Source organism: Kosakonia sp. R1.Fl (assembly GCF_023516815.1).
Taxonomy (GTDB): Bacteria; Pseudomonadota; Gammaproteobacteria; order Enterobacterales; family Enterobacteriaceae; genus Kosakonia.
Window position 1 is genome coordinate 2,106,865 of record NZ_JAMGSQ010000001.1, and the last position, 24,866, is coordinate 2,131,730.

21 protein-coding genes are annotated in these 24,866 nt (G+C 53.6%); 11 read left to right on the forward strand and 10 right to left on the reverse strand.

Annotated features, from left to right (window positions below; genetic code table 11):
- Window positions 1–27: 27 nt before the first annotated feature.
- From ftsZ to mutT, 5 genes are all read left to right on the forward strand, one after another.
- Window positions 28–1,176 (forward strand): cell division protein FtsZ, encoded by a 1,149-nt coding sequence (gene ftsZ, locus M8Q36_RS09790; RefSeq protein WP_007373153.1) that lies wholly within the window; start codon window positions 28–30, stop codon window positions 1,174–1,176.
- A gap of 100 nt (window positions 1,177–1,276) precedes the next feature.
- Window positions 1,277–2,194, forward strand: coding sequence for a UDP-3-O-acyl-N-acetylglucosamine deacetylase (gene lpxC, locus M8Q36_RS09795; protein ID WP_020456551.1), 918 nt, complete (start codon window positions 1,277–1,279; stop codon window positions 2,192–2,194).
- Window positions 2,195–2,474: 280 nt separating this feature from the next.
- Window positions 2,475–2,981 (forward strand): secA translation cis-regulator SecM, encoded by a 507-nt coding sequence (gene secM / locus M8Q36_RS09800; RefSeq protein ID WP_249880753.1) that lies wholly within the window; start codon window positions 2,475–2,477, stop codon window positions 2,979–2,981.
- Window positions 2,982–3,041: 60 nt separating this feature from the next.
- Window positions 3,042–5,747 carry a preprotein translocase subunit SecA gene (secA, locus tag M8Q36_RS09805; RefSeq protein WP_249880754.1) on the forward strand — a complete coding sequence of 902 codons (2,706 nt, stop codon included), beginning with the start codon at window positions 3,042–3,044 and terminating at the stop codon, window positions 5,745–5,747.
- Window positions 5,748–5,806: 59 nt separating this feature from the next.
- Complete coding sequence (mutT, locus tag M8Q36_RS09810) at window positions 5,807–6,196, forward strand: 8-oxo-dGTP diphosphatase MutT (protein WP_249880755.1); 390 nt, start codon at window positions 5,807–5,809, stop codon at window positions 6,194–6,196.
- 27 nt (window positions 6,197–6,223) lie between these two features.
- Here the strand turns inward: mutT and yacG are convergent, their stop codons facing one another.
- Genes yacG through coaE form a run of 3 tightly spaced genes read right to left on the reverse strand, consistent with a single transcriptional unit; the run spans window position 6,224 to window position 7,793 of the window.
- A complete protein-coding gene (gene yacG / locus M8Q36_RS09815) occupies window positions 6,224–6,418 on the reverse strand; it encodes a DNA gyrase inhibitor YacG (RefSeq protein WP_017457937.1) in 195 nt (64 codons plus the stop codon).
- An 11-nt stretch (window positions 6,419–6,429) separates the two neighbouring features.
- Window positions 6,430–7,173 carry a cell division protein ZapD gene (zapD, locus tag M8Q36_RS09820; protein WP_249880756.1) on the reverse strand — a complete coding sequence of 248 codons (744 nt, stop codon included), beginning with the start codon at window positions 7,171–7,173 and terminating at the stop codon, window positions 6,430–6,432.
- Window positions 7,173–7,793, reverse strand: a complete 621-nt coding sequence (gene coaE, locus M8Q36_RS09825) for a dephospho-CoA kinase (protein ID WP_249880757.1) — start codon at window positions 7,791–7,793, stop codon at window positions 7,173–7,175. Before coaE ends, zapD begins: the two co-directional genes overlap by 1 nt.
- Before the next feature lie 319 nt (window positions 7,794–8,112).
- Between coaE and M8Q36_RS09830 the strand changes: the two genes are divergently transcribed.
- Entirely contained in the window at window positions 8,113–9,156 is a 1,044-nt protein-coding gene (locus M8Q36_RS09830; protein WP_249880758.1) for a GMP reductase, read from the forward strand.
- A gap of 39 nt (window positions 9,157–9,195) precedes the next feature.
- On the opposite strand, the gene hofC is transcribed toward M8Q36_RS09830, so the two are convergent.
- The 4 genes from hofC to nadC all read right to left on the reverse strand — a co-directional run bounded on the left by hofC (window position 9,196) and on the right by nadC (window position 13,296).
- On the reverse strand, window positions 9,196–10,398 hold the full coding sequence (hofC, locus tag M8Q36_RS09835; RefSeq protein WP_249880759.1) for a protein transport protein HofC: 1,203 nt from the start codon (window positions 10,396–10,398) through the stop codon (window positions 9,196–9,198).
- Window positions 10,388–11,782 carry a type II secretion system protein GspE gene (gene gspE, locus M8Q36_RS09840; protein WP_249880760.1) on the reverse strand — a complete coding sequence of 465 codons (1,395 nt, stop codon included), beginning with the start codon at window positions 11,780–11,782 and terminating at the stop codon, window positions 10,388–10,390. The genes hofC and gspE overlap by 11 nt, the downstream gene beginning before the upstream one ends.
- Before the next feature lie 9 nt (window positions 11,783–11,791).
- The gene (ppdD, locus tag M8Q36_RS09845) at window positions 11,792–12,226 is read right to left on the reverse strand and encodes a prepilin peptidase-dependent pilin (protein ID WP_020456560.1); all 435 of its coding nucleotides are present in this window, start codon (window positions 12,224–12,226) and stop codon (window positions 11,792–11,794) included.
- Window positions 12,227–12,402: 176 nt separating this feature from the next.
- On the reverse strand, window positions 12,403–13,296 hold the full coding sequence (nadC, locus tag M8Q36_RS09850; RefSeq protein ID WP_249880761.1) for a carboxylating nicotinate-nucleotide diphosphorylase: 894 nt from the start codon (window positions 13,294–13,296) through the stop codon (window positions 12,403–12,405).
- A 129-nt stretch (window positions 13,297–13,425) separates the two neighbouring features.
- Between nadC and ampD the strand changes: the two genes are divergently transcribed.
- Window positions 13,426–13,989, forward strand: a complete 564-nt coding sequence (gene ampD, locus M8Q36_RS09855) for a 1,6-anhydro-N-acetylmuramyl-L-alanine amidase AmpD (protein WP_020456562.1) — start codon at window positions 13,426–13,428, stop codon at window positions 13,987–13,989.
- Window positions 13,986–14,840, forward strand: coding sequence for a beta-lactamase regulator AmpE (ampE, locus tag M8Q36_RS09860; protein ID WP_020456563.1), 855 nt, complete (start codon window positions 13,986–13,988; stop codon window positions 14,838–14,840). Before ampD ends, ampE begins: the two co-directional genes overlap by 4 nt.
- Before the next feature lie 15 nt (window positions 14,841–14,855).
- Here ampE and M8Q36_RS09865 read toward each other — a convergent pair whose 3' ends face one another.
- The 3 genes from M8Q36_RS09865 to aroP all read right to left on the reverse strand — a co-directional run bounded on the left by M8Q36_RS09865 (window position 14,856) and on the right by aroP (window position 18,758).
- A complete protein-coding gene (locus tag M8Q36_RS09865) occupies window positions 14,856–15,806 on the reverse strand; it encodes a glycoside hydrolase family 43 protein (RefSeq protein WP_249880762.1) in 951 nt (316 codons plus the stop codon).
- Window positions 15,806–17,212: a glycoside-pentoside-hexuronide (GPH):cation symporter gene (locus M8Q36_RS09870; protein ID WP_249880763.1), complete on the reverse strand. Its 1,407-nt coding sequence runs from the start codon at window positions 17,210–17,212 to the stop codon at window positions 15,806–15,808. The genes M8Q36_RS09865 and M8Q36_RS09870 overlap by 1 nt, the downstream gene beginning before the upstream one ends.
- 172 nt (window positions 17,213–17,384) lie before the next feature.
- Window positions 17,385–18,758, reverse strand: a complete 1,374-nt coding sequence (gene aroP, locus M8Q36_RS09875; RefSeq protein WP_249882749.1) for an aromatic amino acid transporter AroP — start codon at window positions 18,756–18,758, stop codon at window positions 17,385–17,387.
- Between the two features lie 534 nt (window positions 18,759–19,292).
- Here aroP and pdhR point away from each other — a divergent pair.
- From pdhR to aceF, 3 genes are all read left to right on the forward strand, one after another.
- Complete coding sequence (gene pdhR, locus M8Q36_RS09880; protein ID WP_017457950.1) at window positions 19,293–20,057, forward strand: pyruvate dehydrogenase complex transcriptional repressor PdhR; 765 nt, start codon at window positions 19,293–19,295, stop codon at window positions 20,055–20,057.
- A gap of 179 nt (window positions 20,058–20,236) precedes the next feature.
- Window positions 20,237–22,900 carry a pyruvate dehydrogenase (acetyl-transferring), homodimeric type gene (aceE, locus tag M8Q36_RS09885; protein ID WP_020456568.1) on the forward strand — a complete coding sequence of 888 codons (2,664 nt, stop codon included), beginning with the start codon at window positions 20,237–20,239 and terminating at the stop codon, window positions 22,898–22,900.
- Between the two features lie 14 nt (window positions 22,901–22,914).
- Complete coding sequence (gene aceF / locus M8Q36_RS09890; protein ID WP_249880764.1) at window positions 22,915–24,828, forward strand: pyruvate dehydrogenase complex dihydrolipoyllysine-residue acetyltransferase; 1,914 nt, start codon at window positions 22,915–22,917, stop codon at window positions 24,826–24,828.
- Window positions 24,829–24,866: the final 38 nt, after the last annotated feature.

Genomic DNA, 24,866 nt, shown 5'->3' on the forward strand with positions numbered 1-24,866 from the left:
AGGCGACAGGCACAACGGAGAGAGATTATGTTTGAACCGATGGAATTAACCAACGACGCGGTGATTAAAGTCATCGGCGTCGGTGGCGGCGGCGGTAACGCCGTAGAGCATATGGTGCGCGAGCGCATTGAAGGGGTTGAGTTCTTCGCGGTGAATACCGACGCTCAGGCGTTGCGTAAAACAGCGGTGGGGCAAACCATTCAGATCGGTGGTGGTATCACCAAAGGTCTGGGCGCTGGAGCAAACCCTGAAGTTGGCCGTAACGCGGCGGAAGAGGATCGTGAAGCGCTGCGCGCTGCGCTGGAAGGTGCTGACATGGTCTTTATCGCAGCGGGAATGGGCGGCGGTACAGGTACCGGTGCGGCACCTGTAGTGGCTGAAGTTGCAAAAGATCTGGGTATCCTGACCGTTGCTGTCGTGACTAAGCCTTTCAATTTTGAAGGCAAGAAGCGTATGGCATTTGCGGAGCAGGGGATTACTGAGCTGTCCAAGCATGTGGACTCGCTGATCACCATCCCTAACGACAAGCTGCTGAAAGTGCTGGGTCGTGGTATTTCGCTGCTGGATGCATTTGGCGCGGCGAACGATGTGCTGAAAGGCGCAGTGCAGGGTATTGCCGAACTGATTACCCGCCCGGGTCTGATGAACGTCGACTTTGCTGACGTGCGCACCGTGATGTCCGAAATGGGCTACGCGATGATGGGTTCTGGCGTTGCCAGCGGCGAAGATCGCGCGGAAGAAGCGGCCGAAATGGCTATTTCCAGCCCGCTGCTGGAAGATATCGATCTGTCTGGTGCGCGTGGCGTGCTGGTTAACATTACGGCGGGCTTTGACCTGCGTCTGGATGAGTTCGAGACTGTGGGTAACACTATCCGTGCGTTTGCATCGGATAACGCAACCGTGGTTATCGGTACTTCCCTTGACCCGGATATGAACGACGAACTGCGTGTCACTGTTGTTGCGACCGGTATCGGTATGGATAAACGTCCGGAAATTACCCTGGTCACCAATAAACAAGCGCAGCAACCGGTAATGGATCGCTATCAGCAGCACGGCATGCAGCCGATGCAGCAGGAGCAGAAACCAGCGAAAGTGGTTAACGACAATACGCCGCAGACCACTAAAGAGCCTGATTATCTTGATATTCCAGCGTTTCTGCGTAAACAAGCAGATTAAGAATTTGCTGGAAGTTGGGCTTCGTCGCTCTTTGTGCTAAACTGGCCGTCCGATTGTGTTATACAATCTGGATGGATTGGTAATTAGGCGAGATTATACGATGATCAAACAAAGGACACTTAAACGTATCGTTCAGGCGACTGGTGTCGGTTTACATACCGGCAAGAAAGTCACACTGACGTTGCGCCCTGCGCCGGCAAATACCGGGGTCATCTATCGTCGCACTGACTTAAATCCACCGGTAGACTTCCCGGCTGATGCTAAATCTGTGCGTGATACAATGCTCTGTACTTGTCTGGTCAACGAGCATGACGTGCGGATTTCAACCGTTGAGCATTTAAATGCTGCTCTGGCGGGCTTAGGCATCGACAATATCATTGTCGAAGTTGACGCACCGGAAATTCCGATTATGGATGGCAGTGCAGCACCATTCGTTTACCTGTTGCTGGATGCAGGGCTCGAAGAGCTGAACAGCGCCAAAAAATTTGTTCGCATCAAAGAAACGGTGCGCGTTGAAGACGGTGACAAATGGGCTGAGTTCAAACCGCATAACGGTTTTACACTCGACTTCACCATCGATTTTAACCACCCGGCAATTGATGCCAGTACGCAACGTTATGCAATGAACTTCTCTGCCGATGCGTTTATGCGCCAGATTAGTCGTGCGCGTACCTTCGGTTTCATGCGTGATATCGAATACCTCCAGTCTCGCGGACTGTGCCTGGGCGGTAGCTTCGATTGTGCCATCGTTGTTGATGATTATCGCGTACTGAACGAAGACGGCCTGCGTTTCGAAGATGAATTTGTTCGTCACAAAATGCTGGATGCAATTGGCGATCTGTTCATGTGTGGTCACAATATTATTGGTGCATTTACCGCTTATAAATCCGGTCATGCGTTGAATAATAAATTGTTGCAGGCTGTTCTGGCGAAACAGGAAGCCTGGGAATATGTGACTTTCGAAGACGAAGCAGAACTGCCGCTGGCATTCAAAGCCCCGTCAATGGTTCTGGCATAACGCCATAACCTCTAAATCGACTGGTTAACCTGGCACTCTCTCCGGTCAGGGAAACCAGTCGTTTTTATTTGTGCATTTCATCAAAAACGCCAGTGTGCAGATCCAATTCAAAACCCTATCTTCCCGCTTTTTCTAGTGCGACTGCTGCTTTCCTGTCCAGTTTTCTACCTTGCAACGCCCGAATACTGCTGTGGCGTAGTGGCTTTAGTGGTAAGATTTGGGGCGCAAAACGACATACACTGACGCATTTTGAGACAGGCGTTATTTTAGGGTGGAGCAAGTGAGCGGAATACTGACGCGCTGGCGACAATTTGGCAGACGCTATTTCTGGCCGCATCTCTTATTAGGGATGGTCGCGGCGAGTTTTGGTTTGCCTGCGCTTGCCTGCAATACAGAAACCGCTCAGCCAGCACGCGAAACGACCCGCAATCACGATAACGCCAGCGCGGTCAATTTCAGCAGCTTTGCCTTGCTGGAAGCCAAACGCCGCCCGAACTTCACCGTCGACTACTGGCATCAACATGCCATTCGCACCGTTATTCGCCACCTTTCGTTCGCCATGGCACCGCAAGCGCTGCCGGTGGCAACGGAAGAGCCGTTGCCGATTCAGGCACACCATCTTGCTTTGCTGGACACGCTCAGCGCGCTGCTGACGCTGGAAAGCAAGCCGCCAGCAATTGTTCGTCTTGCTGCCCAAACCACCTTCGTACCGCATACCGCGTTTCGCGTTTCCACCTGGATAAGCCAGGTACAAGGTATCCGCGCCGGGCCTCAGCGTCTCAGCTAAAAAACGAGTCTTTTTATCCATTTTTTAGCTCCGTAAAACGGGGCGCTTGAGATTTTTATTATGCTTACCAATTTGTTAACTAAAGTATTCGGTAGTCGTAACGATCGTACGCTGCGTCGCATGCGTAAAACTGTTGCCCAGATTAACGCCATGGAACCGGCCATGGAGCAGCTCAGCGATGACGAGCTGAAAGGTAAAACTGCTGAGTTTCGCGCGCGTCTGGAAAAAGGCGAAAGCGTAGATAGCCTGCTGCCAGAAGCGTTCGCCGTCGTGCGAGAAGCGAGTAAACGTGTGTTTGGCATGCGCCATTTCGACGTGCAACTGCTGGGCGGTATGGTGCTTAACGATCGCTGTATCGCAGAGATGCGTACCGGTGAAGGGAAAACGTTAACCGCAACATTGCCAGCCTACCTGAACGCCCTGAGCGGTAAAGGTGTGCACGTCGTAACGGTGAACGATTATCTGGCGCAACGTGACGCCGAAAACAACCGTCCGCTATTTGAATTCCTCGGTCTGAGCGTTGGCATCAACCTGCCGGGCATGCCGTCTGTCGCTAAGCGCGAAGCCTACGCCGCTGACATTACTTACGGTACAAACAACGAATACGGCTTCGATTACCTGCGCGATAACATGGCGTTCAGCCCTGAAGAGCGCGTGCAACGTAAACTGCACTACGCACTGGTGGATGAGGTCGACTCCATCCTGATCGATGAAGCGCGTACTCCGCTGATTATCTCTGGTCCGGCGGAAGACAGCTCCGATTTGTATAAAAAAGTGAACAAAATCATCCCGCATCTGATTCGTCAGGAGAAAGAAGATTCTGACACTTTCCAGGGTGAAGGCCACTTCTCGGTAGACGAGAAAGCGCGTCAGGTTACCCTGACCGAGCGTGGTCTGGTGCTGATTGAAGAGCTGCTGGTGAAAGAAGGCATTATGGAAGAGGGCGAGTCGCTCTACTCTCCAGCGAATATCATGCTGATGCACCACGTCACTGCCGCTCTGCGTGCGCACGTGCTGTTTACCCGCGATGTGGACTACATCGTGAAAGATGGCGAAGTCATCATCGTTGACGAACATACCGGGCGTACCATGCAGGGACGTCGCTGGTCCGATGGTCTGCATCAGGCCGTTGAAGCCAAAGAAGGCGTGGAAATCCAGAATGAAAACCAGACTCTGGCCTCCATTACCTTCCAGAACTATTTCCGCCTGTATGAAAAACTCGCCGGGATGACCGGTACTGCGGATACCGAAGCGTTCGAATTCAGTTCAATCTATAAACTGGATACCGTTGTCGTTCCGACTAACCGCCCAATGATCCGTAAAGATATGCCGGATCTGGTCTATATGACCGAAGCGGAAAAAATTCAGGCGATTATCGAAGACATTAAAGAGCGTACGGCTAAAGGTCAGCCAGTGCTGGTGGGGACGATCTCTATCGAAAAATCAGAAGTTGTGTCCAATGAGCTGACAAAAGCGGGCATTAAGCACAATGTTCTGAACGCCAAATTCCACGCCAAAGAAGCCGACATCGTGGCGCAAGCGGGTTACACCGGTGCGGTGACCATTGCGACGAACATGGCGGGTCGTGGTACGGATATCGTGCTGGGCGGTAGCTGGCAGGCTGAACTGGCTGAGATCGAAGATCCAACGCCTGAGCAGATCGCCAAAGTGAAAGCCGACTGGCAGGTGCGTCACGACGCAGTACTGGCGGCAGGCGGCCTGCACATTATCGGTACTGAGCGTCATGAATCACGCCGCATCGATAACCAGTTGCGTGGTCGTTCCGGTCGTCAGGGTGATGCGGGTTCCTCCCGTTTCTACCTCTCCATGGAAGATGCGCTGATGCGTATTTTCGCCTCCGACCGCGTTTCCGGCATGATGCGTAAGCTGGGGATGAAACCGGGCGAAGCAATTGAACACCCGTGGGTCACCAAAGCTATCGCCAACGCCCAGCGTAAAGTGGAAAGCCGCAACTTTGATATTCGTAAGCAACTGCTGGAATACGATGATGTGGCCAACGATCAGCGCCGCGCGATTTACACCCAGCGTAACGAATTGCTGGACGTATCTGATGTTAGCGAAACGATTACCAGCATTCGTGAAGATGTCTTTAAAGCGACTATTGACGGCCATATTCCGCCGCAGTCGCTGGAAGAGATGTGGGATGTCCCGGGTCTACAGGAACGCCTGAAAAACGACTTCGACCTCGACTTGCCGATTGCAGAATGGCTGGACAAAGAGCCGGATCTGCATGAAGAAACGTTGCGTGAACGTATTCTGCAAAGTGCGGTAGAAACCTATCAGCGCAAAGAGGAAGTTGTTGGCGCGGAGATGATGCGTCACTTCGAAAAAGGCGTAATGCTGCAAACGCTCGATTCTCTGTGGAAAGAGCACCTGGCAGCGATGGATTATCTGCGTCAGGGTATCCACCTGCGTGGTTATGCGCAAAAAGATCCGAAGCAGGAATATAAGCGTGAATCTTTCGCCATGTTTGCTGCGATGCTGGAGTCGCTGAAATACGAAGTCATCAGCACGCTGAGTAAGGTTCAGGTGCGTATGCCGGAAGAAGTGGAAGAGATGGAGCAGCAGCGCCGTCAGGAAGCTGAGCGTCTGGCGCAGATGCAGCAACTTAGCCACCAGGATGACGACTCTGCCGCTGCGGCAGAACTTGCCGCACAAACTGGAGAACGTAAAGTAGGACGCAACGATCCATGCCCATGTGGTTCCGGTAAGAAATACAAACAGTGCCACGGTCGTCTGGCATAACTCGTTGATAATAATTACTAAGGCGCAGATATCTGCGCCTTTTTTATGGGATCTGCAGAATGAAAATACTCAACATCGCCGTAGGGATCATCCGTAATCCACAAGGAGAAATTTTTATTACCCGCCGAGCCGCCGATGCGCATATGGCAAATAAACTGGAATTCCCGGGCGGAAAGATTGAAGCCGGTGAAACACCGGAGCAAGCTATGATCCGCGAATTACAGGAAGAAGTAGGGATAACGCCTGTTGAAGCGGTACTGTTTGATAAGCTGGAATATCAGTTCCCGGATCGCCATATCACGTTGTGGTTTTGGCTGGTAGAGCGCTGGGAAGGGCAGCCCTGGGGTAAAGAGGGACAGCCAGGCGAGTGGATAGCGCAGGATAAGCTGAATGCGGACGATTTCCCGCCGGCGAATGAACCCGTTATAACCAGGCTGGCGCAGCGCTAAGCAACGCGCCAGCAGGTTCGCTGGCGACTACGGCTGCTCTTCACTCCAGTCATCGCTGTCAGAGAGATCGCCTGAGCTCGGAATTCGCTTCTCTTCTGCAGCCCATTCGCCTAAGTCAATAAGCTGGCAGCGTTTGGAGCAGAAGGGGCGAAACGGGCTTTCTTCACCCCAGACCACAGATTTGCCGCAGGTTGGGCAGTTAACCATCGTAGCTTCAGTCATTACGGAACTCCTTAACAGCAGGCCAGTTCAAAATCCAGCCGCTCCGGTACCAGGCCGTTTTCGCTGTCGAGGGGCATAAAACGTATAGCAAAGCGGCTCTTATGGCCGGAAATTTGTGGATATAAACGTTCTTTCAAAGGCAATTGCAGGCGCAACAAATCTGCATCTTCGCCATTATCCTGGTAAAAACCATTCAGGCTGGTCTGGCGCCGAAATGGTGCAGCATTGCGAATAAGATCAAGGATCAGAGACAACGTTGCGCGCAGCGGTTCAAGGCTTGCAAGCCATAATTCGATTTGCGCATCTCGCTGTTCTTGCGGTAAATGCAGCCACATATGCAACGTGGGTAAATCGAAACTACAACATCCGCCGGGGATACTCAGGCGCTGGCGCACCAGCCCAATCAGGCGATCTTCACGTAATAACTGACCGATGCGTGGTGCGGTCATCAGTACAGCGCCGCTCTCTTTCAACTGCTGGCGGATAGCCTCAATACGATTGAGATCAACGCCGGGCACTTCGCTCCAGGCGCGCAGTTTACGCTGCTGGCGTTCCAGCTCTTTCAGTAATTCAGTGCGGGTATCGCCCCGCTCAAACACATCCAGCAATTCACCTACGTTGCGGAAAAAATGCAGCGCGCCAGCGTGATCGCTCACCGGTAAATGAACCGAAAGTTGTTGCAGTAAAAACTCAACGCGCAGCCAGGTACGCATCTTTTCGTTAAGCGGATGTTCAAAAAGGATGTGGGTGTGCATTACGGTTTTTCCTGTGATACGGCCTGCGAAGCATAACGTAGATAGGCTGCATGCAGGCGGGCAACATCCGATGCTATCGCATCTGGTGCGCCATTATTGTCAATAACATCATCCGCGATGGCAAGTCGCGCTTCACGCGTGGCCTGGGCCGTGAGAATTCTTTCTGCATGTTCCCGGCTGACGCCATCGCGCTGCATGGTGCGTAAAATTTGTGTCTCAACCGGGACGTCGATGACTAAAACGCGATCGGCTTTATCATAAAGCTGGTTTTCCACCAGCAACGGAACAACCCACAGTACATAAGGTGACGTCGCTTGCGCAATCTGGTGCCGGGTCAGTTTTTGAATAAGCGGGTGGAGCAAACCGTTTAGCCATGCTTTATCGGCTGGGGATGCAAAAATATGTTCGCGCAACAAACGACGATTCAGTGATCCGTCCTTGAGCAGCATTTCAGCGCCGAAATGTCCGACGATGGCGCGTAATGCTTCGGTTCCGGGTTCCACAACCTGACGTGCGATAATATCCGCGTCGATAACATTAACACCCAATGCAGCAAAGGCATTTGCCACGGTGCTTTTACCGCTGCCGATGCCGCCAGTTAACGCGACCGTATACCCCATAACGCTTAGTCCTAAAATAGCCTGCCATTCACCACTCTGCGCCTTTTTTCCTGCTTTCGTAACGGTATTTTGCCGTCTCTGATAAGAGAAAAACGCAAAAGTGCTAACATAATTATTAAATTATTCAGTTAGTTGCGATTAAAGCAAGCGACAATGAAATCAATTAACCCAAACTTGCCTGTTCACCAGGTAAATTTATAGGATTGTAGCGTAAAAAAAGAGAATTTCGCAGTCTTGCACGGTCCTTATTAGCGCGTATGATAGCGTCACTGGAGTTGTGAGTTTGTCATGTCGCCATTAACCCCAGGAATCTGCACTCATGCGTATTGAAGAAGATCTGAAGTTAGGTTTTAAAGACGTTCTTATCCGCCCTAAACGTTCTACCCTCAAAAGCCGTTCCGATGTTGAACTGGAGCGCAAATTCACATTTAAACATTCCGGGATGAACTGGTCCGGCGTACCCGTTATCGCTGCCAATATGGATACCGTTGGCACGTTCGCGATGGCGAAAGCGTTGGCGTCCTTCGATATTCTTACCGCTGTACACAAACACTACTCTGTTGAAGACTGGAAAGCCTTTATTCAGCGTGAGTCTGCAGATGTGCTGCGTCATGTGATGGTTTCTACTGGCACATCCGATGCCGATTTCGAAAAAACCAAACAGATCCTCGCGTTACATGCAGATCTGAATTTTGTCTGCATCGATGTGGCGAACGGTTACTCAGAACATTTCGTGCAGTTCGTTGCGAAAGCGCGTGAAGCCTGGCCGAATAAAACTATCTGTGCCGGTAACGTCGTCACGGGTGAAATGTGTGAGGAGCTCATTCTTTCCGGCGCCGACATCGTGAAAGTGGGTATCGGCCCGGGTTCCGTATGTACCACACGTGTGAAAACTGGCGTTGGTTACCCTCAGTTGTCTGCGGTTATCGAGTGTGCCGATGCGGCTCACGGCCTCGGGGGCCAGATTGTCAGTGACGGTGGCTGTACCGTACCTGGCGATGTGGCGAAAGCTTTCGGCGGCGGCGCGGATTTCGTCATGCTCGGCGGAATGCTGGCGGGCCATGAAGAGAGCGGTGGCACCATCGTTGAAGAAAACGGTGAGAAATTCATGCTTTTCTATGGTATGAGCTCCGAATCCGCCATGAATCGCCACGTTGGTGGTGTTGCAGGTTACCGCGCGGCGGAAGGCAAAACCGTGAAGCTGACGCTGCGTGGCCCGGTGGAAAATACCGCACGCGATATCCTCGGTGGTTTGCGTTCAGCCTGTACTTATGTTGGCGCTTCCCGCCTGAAAGAGCTGACCAAACGCACCACCTTTATCCGTGTTCAGGAGCAGGAAAACCGCGTTTTCAATAGCCTCTGACCTCTGATAGTTTTGCAGGCGCACAGCGTTGCGCCTGCATTATCCGCCACCACTCATCGCATCTCCCAGATGAAAGATGGGCAAATACATTGCCACAACTAATACCCCGATAATCAGCCCTGTCATCACCAGTAATAGCGGTTCCAGCACTGCGGCCAGACCATCCGCCTGACGCTGGGTTTGTTCGCTATGATGCCGGGCCAGATTTTCCAGCATGCTGTCCAGCGCGCCAGAAACTTCCCCTGTGCGAACCAATTGAATGCACAATGGTGGGAATTCACCACTCTGTTGTAACGCTGCCGAAATAGCCGCACCCTGAGTAATTTCCTGATGTGCGCGTTGCAGCACCGCCTGCCAGTAAGGGCAGGAGAGAGTTTCCCGTACGCTCTCCAGCCCTTGCAAAAACGCGATCCCCGCACGCTGCGTCAGTGCCAGGACGGTAAATATCTGGCTCAGGCGCTGGCCACGAACCAGCGGGCCAATGATCGGGCTTGCCAGTAGTAACCGCTGCCGATGGCGTTGCCAGCCTGTATGGTTGCGCAGCATCCGTAAAACACCACCAGTTAATAATGCGCACACCATTAAGGGCAGTGCCGCTTGCTGCATGATCGCCGCACCCGCAATGATACCTCGCGTCAGCATCGGCAGCGGGGTATTGAATGTCCGGTAAATGGCGGTGAATTCCGGTAGTACCAGATAGATCATGGCCAGCACCACGACGGCAGTCAGTGCGAGGATGATTAACGGATAGCGCAGCGCTTTTTTCACTTTCAGTGTTAACTCTCGCTGCGCTTTTTGCTGGCTGGCGAGTTTAAAGCAGCACTCATCCAGCTTGCCGGTTAATTCACCGGTGCGAATCATTGCCAGCCAGAGCGGTGGAAACACTTCTGGCCATTGGCGCAACGCAGCGGAGAAGGTTTCACCCTGTTCCAGCGCTTGTGCCAGATGATTTAACAATGCGCGCCACTGCTTTGCAGGGTGCTGTTCAGCCAGAAGTTGTAACCCTTCCGGCAGCGTGAGTCCTGCCCGCAGTAAGGTTGCCAGTTGATGAAGTAACTGGCTGCTGTGTTCCGGCTTCCAGAGTGCGCGCCGTATGACGCAGCGCTTTATCGCAAGCGGATGAATTTGCTGTTGGTACAACAGCAACAATGTGCTGGTGCGGTTTTCGCTCCAGAACAACCCACTTTGCAGTTCGCCGCTTTTTTCGAGCCCGGACCATTGCCAGAGTTGTTTACTTGCCATCAGGGAAACCCAATATGCGCACCAGCTCCTCGAACGTGGTCAGCCCTTGTTCAACGGCGAGGCATCCATGCTGAAAAAGCGTAGTCATCCCACCTGCGCGTGCCCGCTGTTCGATCTCATCCGCACTGAGATCGCTGGCGATGGCCTGGCGAACGTCCGGGGTGATGGCGAATACTTCGAATAATGCGACGCGTCCATAGAAACCGTGATAGCACTGCTCACAACCTTCGGCGCGCCAGCGCGGCAGCGGGCGTGGCCACAGATTGCCGGGCAAATGATTGTTTTCCACTCCTAGCTTGCGGCAATGCGGGCACAGTTTTCTCACCAGCCGTTGGGCGACAACCAACGAAAGCGCGGAAGAGATCATCCAGCGCGCAACCCCCATTTGCTGGATGCGCACCAGCGTTTCGCTGGTGGAGTTGGTGTGTAATGTCGACAGCACCAGGTGGCCGGTTTGTGCGGCTTTAATGGCGATTTCCGCCGTTTCGCCATCGCGGATTTCACCGACCATGATGATATCGGGATCCTGGCGTAGTAAGGCGCGCAGTACGTTTTGAAAGGTCAACCCAGCACGCGGGTTTATCTGCGTCTGATTCAAACCGTTCAGTGGGATCTCGACCGGATCTTCAACGCTACAAATGTTAACTTCCTGCTTGTTACGCGCCTGAAGTGCGCTGTATAGCGTCACTGTTTTGCCACTTCCGGTAGGTCCGGTGACCAGCAACAGCCCTTGTGGTTGCGCCAGCGCGTTATTAAAGAGCGCCATTTGCGTTTCCGTCATACCAAGGGCGGCGATCTCCAGCGCCTGGTTAACCTGGTGCAAAAGCCGTAAGACGACTTTTTCGCCGTGGCGGCAGGGCAGGGTTGCGATACGAAACGAAACAGACTGCCCCGACAACTCGACATTGAACTGTCCATCCTGAGGAAGGCGTCGTTCGGCAATATCAAGATTACCGAGTACTTTTAGCCTTGCCGTCAGGGTGCTGGCAAGTGAGCCGGGGAGCGGCGTTAAAGCATGCAGTACCCCGTCAACACGCAGGCGAATGACATATTGGGTTTCGCCGGGCTCAAAATGGATGTTGGAAGCGCGCAGCATCAGTGCCTGTTGCAGCGTATGGTTTAAAATTTCTACCGCAGAGCCGCTCTCTTCTTTGGGCTCTTGTATTACCGGTACTGGGGGCTGCGCGGTTACCTGCTGGTGCTTATCCATCTGTTCCGGTGTCCAGCAGCGGATATCGATGCGTTTTTGCACCGCGAATTGCAGCGATTCCATCAGCTCTGTGCTGGGGCTATCCACAACGGCAATAGTGAGCACATCGATTTCGTTATTGAGCACAACCGCATTGTGGCGCTGGCAGAGCGCGATAAGTTTGTCCTCTTTCATTGCTGCTCCTTAGCGTCCGGTACGGAAAACATCTTCGCAAGCCTGTTGCAGTGCGCTATCCGCCTGCGTATTGCATGTGCGCGTCCAACCCTGCATACCCTCGGCGCTGTTCCACTGTGGCGTCATGACCACACTCAGCCCGTTCAGGCTCTCTTGCCCGGTCAGCGTGACGATGCCTTTTGCAACGCTCATGGCAGAAACATATCGCGTGGTTGTCGGCGCGGGAATGCCATTACTGCTGGCATCGCAGGTATCTAAGCCACCGCGCTCCAGTGCGCATAACTCGATTGCGGTGCGATAGGGAACATAAGCTTGCAGCATGTCGGTTAGCGCGGCTTTACGCAGGTAGTTTTGGTAGGCAGGAATACCGATAGCGCTCAAAATGGCAATGATGCCAATAACCACCATCAGCTCAATTAAGGTGAATCCTTGCTGTCTGTTCATAAACGGCTCCTTGTTTTGAGCCGCTACTCTGTCAGCCCCTGGACTGGCTGGCGAGACGCAAAAAGAGGAGTGGGAAAGAGGCTTCCAGCGTTGTTGATGAAATTGCAGTACACAACAAAAAAGGTGCGAGTTAGCACGCAAAAAAAACGGGCCTGTGGCCCGTTCAAAAGTGAGGACTAACGAAAGCGCATTGACAGATCGAGCGCGCGAACATGTTTGGTGAGTGCCCCGACCGAGATGTAATCAACACCGGTTTCGGCGTATTCGCGCAGGGTTTCCTGCGTCACGTTGCCGGAAACTTCCAGCCGCGCCTGACCATGGGTACGCTTCACGGCTTCGCGCATTTGTTCAGTGGCGAAGTTATCCAGCATGATGATGTCCGCGCCGGCTTTCAGGGCGTCATCCAGCTCTTCCAGCGATTCCACCTCGACTTCAACCGGCACATCCGGATGCATCCAGAAGGCTTGCTCAACAGCCTTACGAACAGAACCCGCAGCGATAATGTGGTTCTCTTTGATGAGGAATGCATCGGATAGACCCAGCCGATGGTTCGCACCGCCACCGCACAGCACCGCGTATTTCAGGGCGGTGCGCAGCCCCGGCAGCGTTTTGCGGGTATCCAGCAGCTGTGTTTTGGTACCGCTGAGTAGATCCACATAGCGGCGTACTTCGCTGGCGACACCGGAAAGTGTCTGGACAAAATTGAGCGCGGTACGCTCGCCGGTCAACAACACGCGCGAAGAACCTTCAAGCTCAAATAGCGGCTGGTTAGCGTGAATCACGTCGCCATCCGCGACATGCCAGGTGATGGCGACATCATCGCCCGCCAGTTGAATAAAGACCTCTTCAACCCAGCGTTTGCCGCAGAATACGCCGTCTTCACGGGTGATGATTACCGCATGAGAGCGGTTCTCTGGCGGTAACAATTGCGCGGTAATGTCGTTATTTGCATCGACTTCTCCACCCAGGTCTTCACGCAGGGCCTGAGCCACGGCGGCGGGGATATCCAGCTCGATGCGTTCGAGCAGCGCGTCACGTCGGTGATCGGGGTTATAGCGGCGAGGCGGCATGATAAACTCCAAAAAGGGTAACGAATCACAAAGTTAGGTGATGTCCTGCTGGCAACGCCATTACGGGACACAGTGCAAACATGCTACTCTGAAGCGTGTTTCAGCACCATCCTCTATAAGGAGTTCCTTATGCAGTTACGCAAGGGCTGGCTGGTCGAGGCGCGGCATGTGCCGTCTCCCCATTTTGATTGCCGCCCGGACGATGAACAGCCTTCATTACTGGTGGTACATAATATTAGCTTGCCCCCCGGTAAATTTGGCGGCCCGTGGATAGACGCGCTGTTCACCGGCACGCTGGATGCCAGCGCCGATCCGTTCTTCGAAGAGATTGTTCATCTGCGCGTTTCCGCACACTGCCTGATTCGCCGTGATGGCGAGATTGTGCAGTATGTACCCTTTGATAAACGCGCCTGGCATGCGGGCGTCTCTTCGTATCATGGGCGGGAACGCTGTAACGATTTTTCCATTGGTATCGAGCTTGAAGGCACCGATCATCTGCCTTATACCGATGCGCAATACCGCCAACTGGCAGCAGTGACACGAACGGTGATTGAGCTTTACCCGTCGATTGCCGACAATATGACCGGGCATAGCGATATCGCCCCTGAACGCAAGACCGATCCCGGGCCGGCTTTTGATTGGGCAAGATTCCGTGCGCTGGTTGCCGGTATGTCAGAAAAGGAGATGCCATGACGTTATTCACCCTGTTGCTGGTGTTAGCAGCAGAACGGCTGTTTAAACTGGGCGAGCACTGGCAACTGGATCATCGGATGGAAGTGCTGTTCCGGCGGGTAAAACACTACTCCATGTTCAGGACGTTGCTGATGACCGCTCTGGCGATGCTGGTCACCTTCCTGATTTTGCGCGCATTGTATGGGCTGTTTTTCAATGTTCCGCTGCTGGTAGTGTGGATTTTGCTCGGCGTGTTGTGTATCGGTGCGGGTAAAGTGCGGCTGCATTATCACGCCTATCTGAAAGCGGCAGCGCGCAATGATGCACATGCCCACACGGCAATGGCGAATGAGCTGACGCTGATCCACGGCGTGCCGCCAGGCTGCGACGAGCGCGAGTTTCTGCGCGAGCTGCAAAACGCGCTGGTGTGGATCAACTTCCGTTTTTATCTCGCGCCAATGTTCTGGTTTATCGTCGGTGCGTCGTGGGGACCCGTGTTGCTGGTCGGTTACGCCTCATTGCGTGCGTGGCAATACTGGCTGGCGCGTTACAAAACGCCAAACGAGCGTCAGCAGTCTGGCATTGACGCCATTTTGCATCTGCTGGATTGGATACCGGTGCGCCTCGCGGGTGTGGTCTACGCACTGGTTGGGCACGGTGAAAAAGCGCTCCCGGCCTGGTTTGCCTCGTTGGGCGATCGCCATACTTCGCAATACCAGGTGCTGACGCGTCTTGCGCAGTTCTCGCTGGCGCGCGAGCCGCACACCGATAAAGTCGAAACGCCGAAAGCCGCTGTCTCGATGGCGAAAAAAACGTCGCTGGTGCTGGTGGTCGTGGTGGCGCTGTTAACGATTTACGGCACGCTGATTTAACCGCGTGCCACAGTATCACTGATTATCCTCCTCCGGGATGCCGAAATCGGGCATCCCGTTTTCTTGCCAGCGGATTGTTTTCAGGCGGGTATGGCGATTGGGATCGTAAAGCGGATCGCCTTCAATTTCGGTGTAATTCCGTGCGTGATAGACCAGCACATCTTCCCCTTCCGGCGTTTGCGTAAAACTGTTGTGCCCCGGGCCGTACTGGCGGTTTTCATAACTGGTTTTAAACACCGGCTGCGGCGATTTATGCCAGTTTTTGGGATCCTGCGGGTTGGCGGTGATATCGATCCACAACAAACCCATACAGTAATTTTCGTCGGTGGCGCTGGCGGAATAACTCACAAAGAGTTTATCGCCGTGGAACAATACCGCCGGGCCTTCATTGACCAGAAAACCACGACACTCCCAGTCAAATTCCGGTTTGCTTAACATTACCGGTTCGCCTTTGAGCGTCCACGGGTTTTCCATTTCCGCCAGGTAGAGGTTGGAGTTCCCGGCAATATGCGGCGCTTTTTGCGCCCATAAATACCAGCGTTTCCCCTGATGCTCAAAGGTGGTGGCATCGAGCGCAAAGGTATCGAAAAGCGTTTTTACCTGGCCTTTTTCGACCCAGCGACCACTGAGCGGATCGGCATCCGCGCACTCCAGTACGAACATGCGGTGCTGGAACATATTCAGCGCATCCAGCGCTTTGGTCCAGGTCGCGGCAAAGTAGAGATACCATTTGCCATCAATATGATGCAGCTCCGGTGCCCAGATAAGCTCGCTCATCGGGCCGCTTTGCGGTTTGCGCCAGACTACCACGCCCTCGGCATCCCGCAGGCCTTCCAGCGTACTGGCACGGCGGATCTCCAGCCGGTCATATTCCGGCACCGAGGCAACGAAGTAATACTCGCCTTGATGGCGCAGGATAAACGGGTCAGCGCGCTGTTCAATAAACGGGTTCGGCCAGTTTTTCATTATGCATTCCTTACGTTATCGCCCGCCGGTAGATGCTGATTTTCGGTCAGTTCATGGTAGTTGACGCGGCGTTTTTCCAGATCCGCCTGGATCTGTTTCATCAGTTCACGGTCGACTTTCAGCAAGCGCACCACGCCTGCGGTGATCAGGTAGCCGACGCCCGGAATAATGGTAAACAGCAGCATGATGCCGTTAATGGCGCTGGCGCTTTGCTGTTTAGCTCCGGCGTCATAGCCATACCAGGAGAGCAGGAAACCGACCATCGCCCCGGCAACTGCCAGCCCCACTTTCAGGAAGAACAAGTTGCCGGAGAAGCTAATACCGGTGATGCGTTTGCCGGTTTTCCACTCGCCGTAATCATCAACATCGGCCATCAGCGACCAGTGCAGCGGGGAAGGGATCTGATGCAGAATGTTCAGCAGGAAGTAGAGCACCACAATCAACACCGTGGCGTGCGGGTCAAAGAAGTAAAAGGCGCAGGAGAAGAACGCCAGCACGATATTGGTCCAGAAGAACACTTTTAGCTTACACCAGCGGTCGGTCAGCACTTTTGCCAGCATACTGCCGAGCATCATGCCGACAACGCCAAGGCTAATAAACATCGTCGCAAAATGGGTGCTTTCCCCCATCACCCAGGTAACGTAATACATGGTGGCCGCCATGCGGATAAAACCCGGGCAAACGTTGCAGAGCGTCAGCAGCAGAATGCGCACCCACTGATCGTTTTTCCACACATCTTTGAAATCTTTCTTCAGATCATCATTGGTTGGCACCGCCGGGCGGATACGTTCGCGCACGGTGGCAAAACAGAACAGGAACATACACATGCCGATAAACGCCAGCACCGTCATCGCCATCTGATAGCCTTTGGCTTTATCCGCACCGCCGAACCACTCGGCCATCGGCAGCAACGTGAGCGACAACAGCAGGGTGGCGATACCGACCATCACAAAGCGATACGACTGGCAGGCGACACGTTCTTTCGGATCGTTAGTGATAACACCGCCCAGCGAGCAGTAGGGGATGTTGATGGCGGTGTAGGTCAGCGATAACAGGAAATAGGTGACAAAGGCATAGATAACTTTGCTGTTATAGGTCCAGTCCGGCGTGGTGAACATCAGCACGCTGAACACGGCGTAAGGCACGGCTATCCACAACAGCCACGGGCGAAAACGGCCATATTTGCTTTGTGTACGGTCAGCGAGCGCTCCCATTAGCGGGTCGGTCACCGCATCAATCACGCGAATCGACAGCAGTAATACCCCGACCAGCGCAGGTGCGAGGCCGAAGATATCAGTATAGAAATAGTTAACAAACAGCATGATAGCGCCAAAGATGATGTTGCATCCGGCGTCGCCCATGCCATAGCCAATCTTTTCTTTAACAGACAGTTTGTTGTTGTCCATTGCCGGTTCTCCCTTTGAGATATGGGATGAAGTATTCGCCTGTAAATTTTTGTTTGCGTAGCAGGATCAGGCCACAGAGATGGACAAAACGGCTATGTAAAGGAAAGTGTGAGGAAGGTAACACTGTGATAATAACCCTCTCCCGGGCGGGAGAGGGCAGAACGGATAAGGATTAATGAGCTTTTACGGCACTGGCGTTTTTCTGCTTCAGCAGGTAGCCGACGCCGAGAATGGCAATCCACACCGGGATCAGGTAGACCGAGATAGCCATACCGTCTGTCATCAGCATGATCACCAGCACTGCCGCCATAAAGACCAGACAGATCCAGTTCCCCAGCGGGTAGAACAGCGCCGGGAAGCGCGGCGTAACCCCTTGTTGCTGTTTGGCGCGACGAAAACGCATATGCGCCAGGCTAATCATCGCCCAGTTGATGACCAGCGCGGAAACCACCAGCGCCATCAGCAGACCAAATGCAGATTCCGGTGCGAAGTAGTTGATCAGTACACACAGTGCGGTAAACAGCGCAGAGGTGAGGATGGTATTCACCGGCACACCGCGTTTATCCACTTGTTGCAGCATTTTCGGCGCGTTGCCCTGTTTCGCCAGGCCGAACAGCATGCGGCTGTTACAGTAAACGCAACTGTTGTAAACAGAGAGTGCGGCGGTCAGCACCACGATGTTCAACGCATTGGCTACAAACGAATCGCCCAGTTCATGGAAAATCAGCACAAACGGGCTGGTATCGGCAGTGACGCGCGTCCACGGCATCAAAGAGAGCAGCACGGCCAGCGAACCCACATAGAAAATCAGAATGCGGTAGATAACCTGGTTGGTGGCTTTCGGAATGCTTTGTTCCGGGTTATCGGCTTCTGCGGCGGTGATCCCTACCAGTTCCAGACCACCGAAGGAGAACATGATGATCGCCATCATCATCACCAGCCCACCGATGCCGTGCGGCAGGAAGCCACCCTGTTCCCACAGGTTACGCACGGTGGCCTGTGGGCCAGCGCTACCGCTAAACAGCAGCCAGCCGCCAAAGACGATCATCGCAACCACGGCGAAAACCTTAATAATGGCGAACCAGAACTCCATCTCACCAAATACTTTAACGTTGGTCAGGTTGATGGCGTTGATGATGACAAAGAAGGCGGCAGCGGAGACCCAGGTTGGGATTTCCGGCCACCAGAACTGGATATATTTCCCCACGGCGGTGAGTTCCGCCATCGCTACCAGCACATACAGCACCCAGTAGTTCCAGCCAGAAGCAAAGCCAGCAAAGCTGCCCCAGTATTTGTAAGCAAAGTGACTGAATGAGCCAGCCACCGGCTCTTCAACGACCATTTCACCAAGCTGGCGCATGATCAGAAAAGCGATAAAACCGGCAATGGCATAACCCAGAATTATCCCCGGGCCGGCAGATTGAATGACGGATGCGCTGCCCAGAAACAGGCCAGTCCCAATAGCGCCCCCCAGCGCGATAAGCTGAATATGGCGGTTTTTAAGGCCGCGCTTTAGCTGATCGCCGTGCTGTTGACCTTCCATTATGAAACCTCGTGTGTGGTTGTTATAGGTACGCTGTCGTTTGCGTGTAAGGAATAAATTCCGTTTTTTGTATTTTTTAGTTTACGAAATGCTGACGTGATTTTTCGTCAATCCCTTTCATAGGGCTCAGAATAGTGATAAGTGCGCGGGAATGCATCTGCTTTATGAAACTCTGATGACGAGCGGATAAAAAAGAAACCGTTTCTGCGTACCCCATCTACCCCCTCAATGAACTTATTTCTTTGTTTTATGCATATTAAAGGAATAACCATTCATATATTCATCAACTGAATCGGTTCATATGCCTTAATTTGCGTTTCATGAAAGTTAAAACTGCCTCTTTCGTGGTAAACGAGGCATTTGTGCAAGGTTACAGCTTTGAAACGCCATTTCTGTAACATTGTTAAAATGTGCGTGGTTTCCTGATTTCAATCAAAACCTGTATGGACAGAAGGTGAATACTTTGTTACTTTAGCGTCAAGAACATGAAATTGGTAAGACCAATTTACTCCGGGCGAGTGGTAGAGACAGGGAACAATGGCCTACAGCAAAATCCGCCAACCAAAACTTTCCGATGTGATTGAGCAGCAACTGGAGTTTTTGATTCTCGAAGGTACGTTGCGTCCCGGCGAGAAACTGCCTCCAGAGCGCGAACTGGCCAAACAGTTCGATGTTTCTCGTCCTTCACTGCGCGAGGCCATTCAGCGCCTCGAAGCGAAAGGCCTGCTCCTTCGTCGCCAGGGTGGCGGTACTTTTGTCCAAAGCAGTCTGTGGCAAAGCTTCAGCGATCCGCTGGTTGAGCTTCTGGCCGATCATCCCGAATCCCAGTTTGACCTGCTTGAAACCCGCCACGCGCTGGAAGGCATTGCTGCATATTACGCGGCGCTGCGCAGCACCGATGAAGACAAAGCGCGGATCAGCGAGCTGCACCAGGCCATTGAGCGGGCGCAGCAGTCCGGGGATTTGGACGCGGAATCCAGTGCCGTCGTGCAGTATCAAATAGCCGTAACCGAGGCGGCACATAATGTGGTGCTGCTTCATCTGCTACGCTGCATGGAGCCCATGTTGGCGCAAAACGTTCGTCAGAACTTTGAATTGCTGTACGCGCGCCGCGAAATGCTGCCGCTTGTCAGCAACCATCGCTCGAGTATTTTCGCGGCGATCATGGCCGGGAAGCCGGAAGAGGCGCGTGAAGCGTCGCACCGCCATCTGGCGTTTATTGAAGAGATTTTGCTGGATCGTAGCCGTGAGCAGAGCCGTCGTGAACGCTCGCTTCGCCGGTTAGAGCAGAGAAAGAATTAAGATTTTCTGGTGCAGGTTGTACCGGAAGAGTTGTAACACCAGCGCCAAACTTTAGAGCGCGGCAACTAAACGCAGAACCTGTCTTATTGCACTTTTGTGGTTTGAACGAAAAGGCATGAGAATGCAATGGGACAGGTTCCAGACAAATCAACGTATTAGATAGATAAGGAATACCCCCCATGTCAGAACGTTTCCAAAATGACGTGGATCCGATCGAAACTCGCGACTGGCAACAGGCGATCGAATCGGTCATCCGTGAAGAAGGTGTTGAGCGTGCTCAGTATCTGATTGACCAGCTCCTTTCTGAAGCCCGCAAAGGCGGTGTGAAAGTGGCAGCTGGCACAGGGGCGAGCAACTATGTAAACACTATTGCCGTTGAAGATGAACCGGAATACCCGGGCAATCTGGAACTGGAACGCCGCATTCGTTCAGCTATCCGCTGGAACGCCATCATGACGGTGCTGCGCGCGTCCAAAAAAGACCTTGAGCTGGGCGGCCACATGGCGTCCTTCCAGTCTTCCGCGACCGTTTATGAAGTTTGCTTCAACCACTTCTTCCGCGCGCGTAACGAGAAAGACGGCGGCGACCTGGTGTACTTCCAGGGCCACATCTCTCCGGGCATCTACGCACGTGCATTCCTGGAAGGTCGTCTGACTGAAGAGCAGATGAACAACTTCCGTCAGGAAGTTCACGGTAAAGGCCTCTCCTCTTACCCGCACCCGAAACTGATGCCGGAATTCTGGCAGTTCCCGACCGTATCCATGGGCCTGGGCCCGATTGGCGCGATCTATCAGGCGAAGTTCCTGAAATATCTGGAACACCGTGGTCTGAAAGATACCTCTGAGCAAACCGTTTACGCCTTCCTCGGCGACGGTGAGATGGATGAGCCGGAATCCAAAGGCGCTATCACCATCGCCACCCGTGAAAAACTGGATAACCTGTGCTTCATCATCAACTGTAACCTGCAGCGTCTGGATGGCCCGGTAACCGGTAACGGCAAAATCATCAACGAACTGGAAGGCATCTTCGCCGGTGCTGGCTGGAACGTTATCAAGGTGATGTGGGGCGGTCGTTGGGATGAGCTGCTGCGTAAAGATACCAGCGGTAAACTGATCCAGCTGATGAACGAAACCGTCGACGGCGATTACCAGACCTTCAAATCCAAAGATGGCGCGTATGTGCGTGAGCACTTCTTCGGTAAATACCCGGAAACCGCAGCGCTGGTTGCAGACTGGACTGATGAGCAGATCTGGGCCCTGAACCGTGGCGGCCACGATCCGAAGAAAGTTTACGCGGCACTGAAAAAAGCGCGTGAAACCAAAGGTAAAGCGACTGTTATCCTGGCCCATACCATCAAAGGTTACGGCATGGGCGATACCGCAGAAGGTAAAAACATCGCTCACCAGGTTAAGAAAATGAACATGGACGGCGTGCGTTATATCCGCGATCGTTTCAATGTTCCGGTTACCGATGAGCAGGTTGAAAACCTCTCTTACATCACCTTCCCGGAAGGTTCTGAAGAGCACAAATACCTGCACGAACGTCGTCAGGCGCTGAAAGGCTACCTGCCGTCTCGTCAGCCGAACTTCACCGAAAAACTGGATCTGCCTGCGCTCGAAGACTTCTCCCAGCTGCTGGAAGAGCAGAATAAAGAGATCTCCACCACTATCGCTTTCGTACGTGCCCTGAACGTGATGCTGAAGAACAAGTCGATCAAAGATCGTCTGGTGCCGATCATCGCCGACGAAGCGCGTACCTTCGGTATGGAAGGTCTGTTCCGTCAGATTGGTATTTACAGCCCGAACGGCCAGCAGTACACCCCGCAGGACCGTGAGCAGGTTGCTTACTACAAAGAAGACGAGAAAGGTCAGATCCTGCAGGAAGGCATCAACGAACTGGGTGCTGGCGCATCCTGGCTGGCTGCTGCGACTTCTTACAGCACCAACAACCTGCCGATGATCCCGTTCTACATCTACTACTCCATGTTCGGGTTCCAGCGTATCGGTGACCTGTGCTGGCAGGCTGGCGACCAGCAGGCTCGCGGCTTCCTGATCGGTGGTACTTCGGGTCGTACGACCCTGAACGGCGAAGGTCTGCAGCACGAAGATGGTCACAGCCATATTCAGTCGCTGACTATCCCGAACTGTATCTCTTACGACCCGTCTTACGCGTACGAAGTGGCAGTCATCATGCATGACGGTCTGCAACGTATGTACGGTGAAGCGCAAGAGAACATTTACTACTACATCACCACGCTGAACGAAAACTACCACATGCCGGCGATGCCGGAAGGTGCCGAGGAAGGTATCCGTAAAGGTATCTACAAACTCGAAACCGTTGCCGGTAGCAAAGGTAAAGTTCAGCTGCTGGGCTCCGGTTCTATCCTGCGTCACGTGCGTGAAGCAGCGCAGATCCTGGCGAATGACTACGGCGTGGGCTCTGACGTGTACAGCGTCACCTCCTTCACTGAACTGGCGCGTGATGGCCAGGATTGTGAGCGCTGGAACATGCTGCACCCGCTGGAAACGCCGCGCGTTCCGTACATCGCTCAGGTGATGAACGACGCACCGGCTGTGGCATCAACTGACTATATGAAACTGTTCGCCGAGCAGGTTCGTACTTACGTACCGGCTGATGACTACCGCGTACTGGGTACTGATGGCTTCGGTCGCTCCGACAGCCGTGAGAACCTGCGTCACCACTTCGAAGTTGATGCTTCTTACGTGGTGGTTGCAGCATTGGGCGAACTGGCTAAACGTGGCGAAATCGACAAGAAAGTGGTGGCGGAAGCAATCACCAAATTCAACATCGATGCAGAAAAAGTTAACCCGCGTCTGGCGTAAGAGGTAAAGAGATAATGGCTATCGAAATCAAAGTACCGGACATCGGGTCTGATGAAGTTGAAATCACCGAGATTCTGGTCAAAGTGGGCGACAAAGTTGAAGCTGAACAGTCGCTGATCACTGTAGAAGGCGACAAAGCTTCTATGGAAGTTCCGTCTCCGCAGGCTGGCGTTGTTAAAGAGATCAAAGTCTCTGTTGGCGACAAAACCGAGACGGGCAAACTGATCATGATTTTCGATTCCGCCGATGGTGCAGCAGCCGCTGCACCTGCTCCGGCAGAAGAGAAGAAAGAGGCCGCTCCGGCCGCTGCTGCGTCAGCAACCGCGGCAGCGAAAGAAGTGAACGTCCCTGACATCGGCGGTGACGAAGTTGAAGTCACCGAAATTCTGGTGAAAGTGGGCGACACCGTTGCGGCAGAACAGTCTCTGATCACCGTAGAGGGCGACAAAGCCTCTATGGAAGTTCCGGCGCCGTTCGCTGGCACCGTGAAAGAGATCAAAATCAACACCGGCGACAAAGTCTCTACCGGCTCGCTTATCATGATCTTCGAAGTGGCGGGTGCTGCACCTGCTGCACCTGCTGCGGCTCCGGCTCAGGCAGCCGCTCCGGCTGCGGCGAGCGCACCGGCAACTGCGGCTGGCGCGAAAGAGGTCAACGTACCGGATATCGGCGGCGACGAAGTTGAAGTGACCGAAGTGCTGGTGAAAGTGGGCGACAAAGTCTCCGCTGAACAGTCTCTGATCACCGTAGAGGGCGACAAAGCCTCTATGGAAGTCCCGGCACCGTTCGCCGGTGTTGTTAAAGAGCTGAAAGTGAACGTGGGCGACAAAGTCTCCACTGGCTCGCTGATCATGGTATTCGAAGTGGAAGGCGCTGCGCCTGCCGCGGCTCCGGCTGCCGCTGCCGCTCCGGCATCTGCTGCTGCCCCGGCGCAGGCTGCTAAACCTGCTGCGGCACCGGCTGCGAAAGCAGAAGGTAAATCTGACTTCGCAGAAAACGACGCTTACGTCCACGCTACTCCGCTGATCCGCCGCCTGGCGCGCGAATTCGGCGTTAACCTGGCGAAAGTGAAAGGCACCGGTCGTAAAGGCCGTATCCTGCGCGAAGACGTTCAGGCTTACGTGAAAGACGCGGTGAAACGTGCTGAATCTGCACCTGCCGCTGGCGCAACTGGCGGTTCTCTGCCGGGTCTGCTGCCGTGGCCGAAAGTGGACTTCAGCAAGTTCGGCGAAATCGAAGAAGTGGAACTGGGCCGTATCCAGAAAATCTCTGGTGCTAACCTGAGCCGTAACTGGGTGATGATCCCGCACGTTACGCACTTCGACAAAACCGATATCACCGATCTGGAAGCGTTCCGTAAACAGCAGAACGCCGAAGCTGAGAAGCGCAAACTGGATGTGAAATTCACCCCGGTTGTCTTCATCATGAAAGCCGTTGCTGCCGCGCTTGAGCAAATGCCTCGCTTCAACAGCTCGCTGTCTGAAGACGGTCAGCGCCTGACACTGAAGAAATACATCAACATCGGTGTTGCGGTGGATACCCCGAACGGCCTGGTTGTTCCGGTCTTTAAAGACGTGAACAAGAAGAGCGTTACCGAGCTGTCCCGCGAACTGACGGTGATTTCCAAGAAAGCGCGTGACGGTAAGCTGACCGCTGGCGAAATGCAGGGCGGTTGCTTCACCATCTCCAGCATCGGCGGCCTGGGGACTACCCACTTCGCACCGATTGTTAACGCGCCGGAAGTGGCTATCCTGGGCGTCTCCAAATCTGCAATGGAGCCGGTCTGGAACGGTAAAGAGTTCGTACCGCGTCTGATGATGCCGATTTCGCTCTCCTTCGACCACCGTGTGATTGACGGTGCTGATGGTGCGCGCTTTATCACCATCATCAACAACATGCTGTCTGACATTCGCCGTCTGGTGATGTAATCGAAGAAGCCGGCCTGACGGCCGGCTTTTTTCTGGTA

Bases quoted from the DNA above. Each gene is read 5' to 3' on its own strand.
- ftsZ (WP_007373153.1), top strand. From the start codon at position 28: ATGTTTGAACCGATGGAATTAACCAACGACGCGGTGATTAAAGTCATC.
- lpxC (WP_020456551.1), top strand. From the start codon at position 1,277: ATGATCAAACAAAGGACACTTAAACGTATCGTTCAGGCGACTGGTGTC.
- secA (WP_249880754.1), top strand. From the start codon at position 3,042: ATGCTTACCAATTTGTTAACTAAAGTATTCGGTAGTCGTAACGATCGT.
- mutT (WP_249880755.1), top strand. From the start codon at position 5,807: ATGAAAATACTCAACATCGCCGTAGGGATCATCCGTAATCCACAAGGA.
- yacG (WP_017457937.1), bottom strand. From the start codon at position 6,418: ATGACTGAAGCTACGATGGTTAACTGCCCAACCTGCGGCAAATCTGTG.
- zapD (WP_249880756.1), bottom strand. From the start codon at position 7,173: ATGCACACCCACATCCTTTTTGAACATCCGCTTAACGAAAAGATGCGT.
- coaE (WP_249880757.1), bottom strand. From the start codon at position 7,793: ATGGGGTATACGGTCGCGTTAACTGGCGGCATCGGCAGCGGTAAAAGC.
- M8Q36_RS09830 (WP_249880758.1), top strand. From the start codon at position 8,113: ATGCGTATTGAAGAAGATCTGAAGTTAGGTTTTAAAGACGTTCTTATC.
- hofC (WP_249880759.1), bottom strand. From the start codon at position 10,398: ATGGCAAGTAAACAACTCTGGCAATGGTCCGGGCTCGAAAAAAGCGGC.
- gspE (WP_249880760.1), bottom strand. From the start codon at position 11,782: ATGAAAGAGGACAAACTTATCGCGCTCTGCCAGCGCCACAATGCGGTT.
- ppdD (WP_020456560.1), bottom strand. From the start codon at position 12,226: ATGAACAGACAGCAAGGATTCACCTTAATTGAGCTGATGGTGGTTATT.
- nadC (WP_249880761.1), bottom strand. From the start codon at position 13,296: ATGCCGCCTCGCCGCTATAACCCCGATCACCGACGTGACGCGCTGCTC.
- ampD (WP_020456562.1), top strand. From the start codon at position 13,426: ATGCAGTTACGCAAGGGCTGGCTGGTCGAGGCGCGGCATGTGCCGTCT.
- ampE (WP_020456563.1), top strand. From the start codon at position 13,986: ATGACGTTATTCACCCTGTTGCTGGTGTTAGCAGCAGAACGGCTGTTT.
- M8Q36_RS09865 (WP_249880762.1), bottom strand. From the start codon at position 15,806: ATGAAAAACTGGCCGAACCCGTTTATTGAACAGCGCGCTGACCCGTTT.
- M8Q36_RS09870 (WP_249880763.1), bottom strand. From the start codon at position 17,212: ATGGACAACAACAAACTGTCTGTTAAAGAAAAGATTGGCTATGGCATG.
- pdhR (WP_017457950.1), top strand. From the start codon at position 19,293: ATGGCCTACAGCAAAATCCGCCAACCAAAACTTTCCGATGTGATTGAG.
- aceE (WP_020456568.1), top strand. From the start codon at position 20,237: ATGTCAGAACGTTTCCAAAATGACGTGGATCCGATCGAAACTCGCGAC.
- aceF (WP_249880764.1), top strand. From the start codon at position 22,915: ATGGCTATCGAAATCAAAGTACCGGACATCGGGTCTGATGAAGTTGAA.